Genomic DNA, 3,709 nt, shown 5'->3' with positions numbered 1-3,709 from the left:
ATCCGATTGAGAACGCCTTCGCCAAACTCAAGGCGCTGCTGCGAGCAAAGGCCGAGAGAACCATCAAGGCTCTGTGGGACGTGGTCGGCGCGGTCGTCGACCTCTTCACCCCAGCCGAATGTGCCAATTACTTCAAAGCCGCAGGATATGAACCGGATTAAACAGGACGTGCTCTAGGCCCCTGAACATCCGTTCCGAAACGGCACAATGCGCCAATACCGGTCATTCCGCTCGCTCCTCAATTAGCGATCGCTCGCTCTCACCCGGACTCGACCTATTTGCGGTTCTGAGAGCGTGGAGCAGCGGCTTTCCATGGTGGTGCGGGGCTCCGATGTAAGATCCTCGCTCTCCCGCGAGCTGGACGCGCCTAAAGCACGCGCGATCAGCCCGCGTTCAGGTAATCTTGCGCTTCACAAGCGCCGCAGCGGTTTGCCTGCCCACGAGTTAGGGCCCGGCGATCCATCGACCCCAAAAAAACCACAGCTCTATGAATTCCGTGTCGCGCCGGAACTTTGATTTTCACCTGCGTTCATGAGGGCTTTCGATGAAACTTAGAGACCGCTTCGGTCGTGACGGTGCTTTCCTCTTTCGGTGGCGCAGCTATTTGCCCCTCCTCCTGTTGGGCTTTGCGATCCCGGCCCTGTTCCAAACCGTTCAGGTGGAGCAGTATATGGGCGCGGCTCTTACCCATGTGTGGGTCTATTTCTGCATCGCGGTTTCCTATTTGGGCCTACTGGTTCGCTGCCTCTCGATCGGCTTTATCCCCGCCGGCACTTCCGGGCGCGGCACGAAGCGCCTGAGAGCCGATGTTCTGAACACCACCGGCATTTACTCAATCGTCCGCAACCCGCTATATCTTGGGAATTTTCTGGCGATGCTCGGCATCGCCATGTCTCTGATGGTGTGGTGGCTGGTCGCAGTGTTTTTGCTTGCGTATTGGCTTTATATCGAACGCATCATCTGGACCGAGGAAGAGTTTCTGAGCGCTAAGTTCGGGCAAAGCTACGACGAGTGGAGCGCGCGGACGCCGGCCTTCATTCCGAATGTGTCGCTCTGGAAATCCGCAGATCTTTCCTTTTCCCTGAGGACGGTCCTCCGCCGTGAGTATCACGGCGCGCTGGCCATCGCCGCAGCCTATTTCTGCCTCGAGGCGATCCTCGACCTCGGCATCGAACGGCAAGGCTGGAGCGAATGGGTGGTGGAGGACCATGTCTGGATATATCTGTTTCTGACCGGCATCATGGTCTATGCGATGCTCATGATCCTGAAGAAGCGGACAAACCTTCTCTCGGTCCCGGGGCGTGAGTAGGCGTTGATGCCGCGTTTAGGAGTGGCGCGCGGCTGACGCGTGCGTCGCCCCATTGCGCCTGTCCGGTCATTCATAGGCTTTTCCGAAGCGGAAATCGCCGGGCTTGGACTCCGCGGCAACGTGTGCTTACCGATCCGTAAGCTCTCCGCAAAGCAGCCGAAAGCTTTAGTCCTTAGGGGAAAGGGACCGCCGGGCCCGTCGCCCAGCGGCGTAACACGCCCTCCAGGTTATCGACCAGCCTCTGCCTGCTGCATTCGATATTCGACAAATCCGCATGGCTGAGGGAGCGGGAGATCGTCGAACCGTGGCCCGTCGCTGGCCTGCCGGAAACGCTGCACGTGGACAACGGCGCCGACTTTCGCAGCCGGGCCTTCAAGCGAGGGTGCCAGGACGCAGGCATCGCAATCGATTGGCGCCCGCCAGGCGAGCCACATTTTGGCGGCCACATCGAGCGCCTTATCGGAACGCAAATGGGGTCGCTGCACCTGCTGCCCGGGACGACGTTCAGCAACGGAGGAACGCGAATACGATTCAAAGCGGCATTCCGCACTCACGCTGCGCGAACTCGAGCGCTACATCGCCCTCGACATCGTGGGATCCTACCACCAATCGATCCATAGCAGCCTTGGCCGGCCGCCGATCGCGGTCTGGCGGGAGCACGAGGGCGAAATCCCGCTTCGACTGCCGCAGGATCGGATGCGGTTCTGGCTGGCGTTCTTGCCCGAACAAGAGCGCACATTGCGGCCGGATGGCATCCATCTCTTCAAGTTGCGGTACTGGTCGCCGGCGCTCACCGCCGATGTCGGCCGAACCGGGCGGCGGCTTCTCGTCAAGTATGATCCGCGTGACTTGTCGCGCATCTTCGTAAGGCGGCCATCCGGCAGCTTCGTGGAAGCACGCTATGCCGATGTGACCTTGCCGGCCGTGACCCTTCGGGAGGTAATGACCGCTCGACGCACGTTGCTGGAAAAAGGGCGGAGCGAGGTCAACATGCGCACAATCATGCGGACCGTCATGGCGCAGCGTGAACTCGTCGACGACGCGGTAAAAAAACGGCTGCGGTCCGGCGCGGGAAGACCGATCGTCCGAAATCCAAGGTGGATGATGGCGGATGGGGCTCGCTTCGCGGAGTCGATTCCAGCAAACCCGTACCCTTTGTCGAGGATACGGATTGAACTGACATGGATGATGAAATCTCCCACCTGACACCCGCCGCCGCGGCGCTTCTCGCCGAAAGCGATGAGCGGCGCATTCGGGCGATACGATCGCGTCGATGGGTTCTCTATCCGCGAGCCAAGCAGGCCCTTGATCGTTTGAGCCGGCTCCTCGATCATCCGCGCGGCACGCGCATGCCTTCGGTCGCAATTTATGGCGACAGCGGTATGGGCAAAACCATGATCATGAAGAAATTCAGGGACGAACACCCGCCAAGCTTCAGTCCGATGACCGGCACTTTGAGAACATCGGTTCTCGCCATGGAGATGACCAGCCGGCCCGGAGAACGGCGGTTCTACGCCGAACCGCTTACCCTGCTCGGAGCACCGCAACGGCCACGCGCCGACATCGCCCAAATGGAGCAAGCTGCACTGCGGATCATGGAGGCTATTGGCGTGCAGGTCCTGGTCATCGACTAGGTGCACAATATCCTCGCCGGGTCCTACCGCGAGCAGCGGATTGTGCTGAACCGCTGGGCTTCCTCAGCAACCGTCTGCAGATTTCGCTCGTCTGCTTCGGAGTCAACGAGGCGCGAGAGGCGATCAACGGCGACGTCCAGTTGGCGCGCCGGTTCGAGCAGTTCACCTTGAGCCGATGGGCAGCAAACGAACAATTCGAAAATCTCGTAGCGTCGATCCTTCGCAACACGCCGCTTGAAAAGCCATCCGTGCTCACCGCGAAATCGTTGCGCCGAATGCTCCAGATCACCGAAGGCATCACGTCCAACATCTTTCACATGATCAACAATCTCGCCATTGACGCCATCAAGAGCGGTGGCGAGCGTATCACCGACGAGGCAGTTGAGAATTGGGCGCCGGAGTTCAATTCGGAAGCGGCCTTCGCATGATGCGGGAAGCGACGCCACGGCAGTTGCCCGTAAGTTTGCCGCCCGTCGCCGGCGAGCTTCTGTCATCCTGGATCAGCCGTCATGCTGCATTCTACAGCATGCCGCCAATCATCATGCTCCGCCATTGCCTGCCAGCAGCTTCGTCATTGCGCGCCCCGGACCTTCATCTGACCGACGATCAGGCGCGCCGTCTCTCGAACATGTTCGCCGCGCCGGTCACGAAATAGCGACCGCCGCCTTCGCCCCGCCCGCCGCGGCCGCATCGGGCCACAACGAGCTCGAAGTTGCGCGCGGAATTGGAACCGGCGCTGCGAACATGCGCAGTATCGATGCTGATG

The 3,709-nt window shown here is 60.3% G+C and carries 3 protein-coding genes and 2 pseudogenes; all 5 read left to right on the top strand.

From position 1 onward, the window contains the following. Positions 1-161, top strand: a pseudogene (locus EN807_RS32180) (IS630 family transposase); the annotation flags it as partial. A gap of 383 nt (positions 162-544) precedes the next feature. Then, a complete protein-coding gene (locus tag EN807_RS32175; RefSeq protein ID WP_128178317.1) occupies positions 545-1,309 on the top strand; it encodes an isoprenylcysteine carboxylmethyltransferase family protein in 765 nt (254 codons plus the stop codon). A gap of 435 nt (positions 1,310-1,744) precedes the next feature. Continuing rightward, the gene (locus EN807_RS32170; protein WP_246684493.1) at positions 1,745-2,515 is read left to right on the top strand and encodes a Mu transposase C-terminal domain-containing protein; all 771 of its coding nucleotides are present in this window, start codon (positions 1,745-1,747) and stop codon (positions 2,513-2,515) included. Next, positions 2,491-3,371: pseudogene (locus EN807_RS37755) on the top strand (TniB family NTP-binding protein). Before EN807_RS32170 ends, EN807_RS37755 begins: the two are co-directional and overlap by 25 nt. Further along, positions 3,368-3,598, top strand: coding sequence for a TniQ family protein (locus EN807_RS37750; protein WP_189522657.1), 231 nt, complete (start codon positions 3,368-3,370; stop codon positions 3,596-3,598). The pseudogene EN807_RS37755 and the gene EN807_RS37750 overlap by 4 nt, the downstream one beginning before the upstream one ends. Positions 3,599-3,709: the final 111 nt, after the last annotated feature.

It is taken from the genome of Mesorhizobium sp. M5C.F.Ca.ET.164.01.1.1, from assembly GCF_004792125.1.
In the GTDB taxonomy this organism is placed as follows: Bacteria; Pseudomonadota; Alphaproteobacteria; order Rhizobiales; family Rhizobiaceae; genus Mesorhizobium; species Mesorhizobium wenxiniae.
This window is presented reverse-complemented; position numbering and strand designations above follow the sequence as displayed.